Genomic DNA, 3477 nt, shown 5'->3' on the forward strand with positions numbered 1-3477 from the left:
GCTGGGGCGGGCTCTCCGTGCAGTTCCAGGATTCCCGGCTGGTAGAGGCTATGACTGCCGAGCAAAACGTGTTGCTCTGCTCGGCGGGGGCGCTTTCTGGGGGCGAGGCGCATGCGCTTCTGGCGGAGCTTCTCCCCGAGGATGCGCTGGGCAGGCCTGTTGCGGGGCTTTCCGGTGGGCAGCGTAGGAGAGTAGAGCTGGTGCGAGCGCTTGCGCATCCCAGTGCGGGCGTCGTTCTCGACGAGCCGTTCGCCTCGCTTGATGCGGCTACGCATGAGGCGGCGGCCGCATTTGTCATGCGACACCTCAGGGGGCGCACGCTGCTTGTGGCCTCGCATGCACCCGGGGACGCTGAGCTGCTGCGCGCGTCGGCCGTGCGCTTGGGTGAGGTTGCCGAGAGGTAACCCTACTTCGAGTACGCTGCCCGAACGCTCACGCCAGGGATGGCGCCGACGCGCCCGGCAAGCGCCGCGATGGTGTCCTGCGGAGCATCGACTGCGACCGAAATCACGTTCATGTGACGCTTGGGGTAGGGGATGCCCATGCGGCCGATGATGATGCCCGCATTCTCGTGAAGCACCTCGTTGAGGCGCGCGACCGAATCCGGATCCTCGACGATGATCCCCAGCACCGCTACACGCGTTTCCATGGTGGCCTCCCGATGGGTTGTCCCTTCTCCCTGTGCCGCTTGCAAGAATACGCCCCGCGGCACCGCTTTGACGCCGCAAGGCGCGTTGGTGCGGGGATGCGTACGAGAAAGGGGCTTCCGCTGCCAATCCGCCCCTGCGTCCCTACCCCCGAGGCACCAGCGGCGACAGCTCCCCCTGCGACACGATTGTGACCTCGTGCACCGCACGGCTGATGGTGGTGTAGAGCCTCCTGCGTGACAGCTGCGTGTCGGGATAGACCGCGGCCTGCGCGTCGGGTACCACCACATGGTCAAACTCGAGGCCCTTCGCCAGGCGAAGATCCATCACCACCACACCCGTTGCCGGCATCAGGGAATCTCGCTCCATGAGACGCACGCGCTTTCCCAGTTGCTTGGCAATCCAGTTGGCGCGGGCGGCGTCGGCGGCGACAATGGCGGTCAAGCCCTCCTCGCCAGCGGCCTTCTCGGCAATGCGTCCCAGCTCAGCGACGTAGTGCCCTGCGTCACCGTCTGCCACCTCGACAATGCGAGGCGGTGTGCCCGCGCGCTGGACCGAGGCGAGCCGCGCCCGTTCGTCCAGCGGCAAGAGACTCGTGAAGAGCGCTGTGATCTCGGGGCTCGAGCGGTAGCTGGTGAGAAGCTCGCAAGTCTCGGCCTCGCCATGCGTGGCCGAGAAGATCTGGCGCACCTGGTCGAAGGTCGCCGTCCCCTCTCGGATGGCCTGGTGCTCGTCGCCCAGCAGCACGAAGTGCGCCTGCGGGAAGTAGCGCGCAAGAACCATGAGCTGCGTCACGGTGTAGTCCTGCACCTCGTCCACCATCGCGTAGCGTGCAGACTTCTCGCCGCCGCCCATCACCAGCAGCTTGAGGTAGACCCACTCGGCAGCCGAGAGGGCGCTCTTGCCCAGCACGCGTATGCCGATGCGATCGATGCGCAGCCAGTTGCCGCGCTCGATCTCGTCATGCGCATCGGCAAAGAGGTGCCGCAGGTAGGTGAGGGCGTAGGAGGCACACTCATCGTCGCACGCGGGGCTTATCGTCTGGCCAAAGACCTCGACCTGCTCCTCCACGTCGAGACCAAGCATCTCCTCCCAGATCTCCTCGCTCTTCGAAAGCGCTGCAAGCCTGCGGTCAAGGCGGTCGTGCAGCTCGTCTTTGACCAACGCCATGAGGCGCGGCCCCACTGGAATCCGCGAGAACTTGGCCACGGCACCCGCCACCGAGGACGCCTTGAGCATCACGCGCTCGCCGCAGCGAACCTCGCGCAGGTCATCGGGCTCGAGCGTCAGTGTGCGCACACCCTCTTCCAGGTGCGCGAGTTCCTCCGGGCTGCCGTCGCGCCCGTCGCCGCGCTCGGAGAGGCCAAGCGAGGAGAGGAAACCGCGCCACGTGAAGATGCGCGGGTTCTTCTCGCCCATGCTGGGCAGTACCGTGTCAATGTAGCGGAGGAAGACGTCGTTGGGCGTGAAGAGGAAGACCTGGTCGGCCGAGAGAGTCTTGCGCTCCTGGTAGAAGAGGTAGGCCACACGCTGGAGCAGCACAGACGTCTTGCCGGAGCCCGCAATGCCGCTCACGAGAAGCACGGGCACGTCCTTGTGGCGGATGACTGCGTTCTGCTCGCGCTGGATTGTGGCCGTGATGGCTGCGAGCTTCTCCGAGTGGTGCTTCTTGAGGGCGCCGAGAAGAAGCGAGTCCTCGATGGCCACCGTTGTGTCAAAGTACGAGTTGAGCGTGTCGCGCGTGATGTCAAACTGGCGGCGCAGCAGGAGGTTCACGGTGCGTGTGCGACCATCGACCTGGTAGGAGGTGGTGCCCATCTCCTGGTTGTAGTAGGTCTCGGCAACGGGGCTGCGCCAGTCCACGATGAGGGGGCGCTTGCGCTTGTCGGTCATGCCGGCGGCGCCAATGTAGACGTCGCGGGGTGGGCGGTCGGGTCGCATCTCGAGCGTGACCTTGGCAAAGTACGGCTGGCGCAGCAGCAGAAGCACGTGCTGGAGCTTCTCCACGGTGAAGTCGTGGTACTGGTTGTACGTGTCGATGACCGAGTTGAGCGTCTCGATGGCGGCGAGCGTCTCCATGGTCTCGTCTGTGCCGCCAAAGTCCGGGCGAATCTCCTCGCTCATCTCGCGAAGGTCGTCCGCGGCGCCCCTGTGGTTGGTCTCGATTTCCTCAGTGAGGGTATCGCGCAGGTCGCAGAGCTGGGCGTATATCGCGCTCAGATGGTCCTGCTCCTCACGGAACGTATCGTCGTGCGTCTCGTCTGTCATGCGTCCTCCCCGTGCCCGGCACAAAAGCGTGACGGACTATTGTAACGCGAGAGGGGCGACAGCACCGTGGCTCTGTAGCGCCGAGTGGGGTGAGAGTGGGGCGACAGGCGCTAGGTTGTGGCGTCACCGTCGATGGCAAGGCGCACGGTGCAGGACGGAAATCCCCCGGCGTTCGAGTACGCCACCGTGCACGGGATGCGGTCGGGGAGCGCCTTGGGGTCAAGGCTTGCCCCCAGTGCCAGCGCGTTCATCTCGCTGGAGTTGAGACGACCCACCAGCTCGTTGAAGACCAGGCAGCGCCAGGAGGTGCCAATGCCAAACGGCCCCCTCTCGCGCACAAACTCGCCGGAGGCCGAGGTCACGGAGTGCCTGGCCATCTCGAGGTCGGCCGTGAGAACCATGGCGGTGCTCTCAAAGACGTACTCCTCGAGCCTCTCGGGCTCGCGCCTGCGTATTGCCATACATCCCCCTTGGTCGTCCGCGGTCTTCTCGGTTGTGCACGGCGTGTCTAGTCACAAGAATCAAGATTTCTAGGTAATAAGCCTCTCACAACATGCTCCGG

Annotated in this window: 4 protein-coding genes; 1 reads left to right on the plus strand and 3 read right to left on the minus strand. The window is 65.0% G+C overall.

The annotated features are described in order from the left end of the window. Positions 1–404, plus strand: a 404-nt coding sequence (locus ACO59D_RS12945) for an ATP-binding cassette domain-containing protein (protein WP_485127337.1), incomplete at its 5' end; no start/stop codon positions are given. 2 nt (positions 405–406) lie between these two features. Here ACO59D_RS12945 and ACO59D_RS12950 read toward each other — a convergent pair. The 3 genes from ACO59D_RS12950 to ACO59D_RS12960 all read right to left on the minus strand — a co-directional run bounded on the left by ACO59D_RS12950 (position 407) and on the right by ACO59D_RS12960 (position 3376). After that, positions 407–649, minus strand: a complete 243-nt coding sequence (locus ACO59D_RS12950; protein ID WP_036576377.1) for a TM1266 family iron-only hydrogenase system putative regulator — start codon at positions 647–649, stop codon at positions 407–409. A 142-nt stretch (positions 650–791) separates the two neighbouring features. Then, complete coding sequence (locus ACO59D_RS12955; protein ID WP_485127338.1) at positions 792–2915, minus strand: HelD family protein; 2124 nt, start codon at positions 2913–2915, stop codon at positions 792–794. Between the two features lie 110 nt (positions 2916–3025). Beyond that, on the minus strand, positions 3026–3376 hold the full coding sequence (locus ACO59D_RS12960) for a hypothetical protein (RefSeq protein ID WP_485127339.1): 351 nt from the start codon (positions 3374–3376) through the stop codon (positions 3026–3028). Positions 3377–3477 lie beyond the last annotated feature (101 nt).

This window comes from Tractidigestivibacter sp., assembly GCF_057241865.1.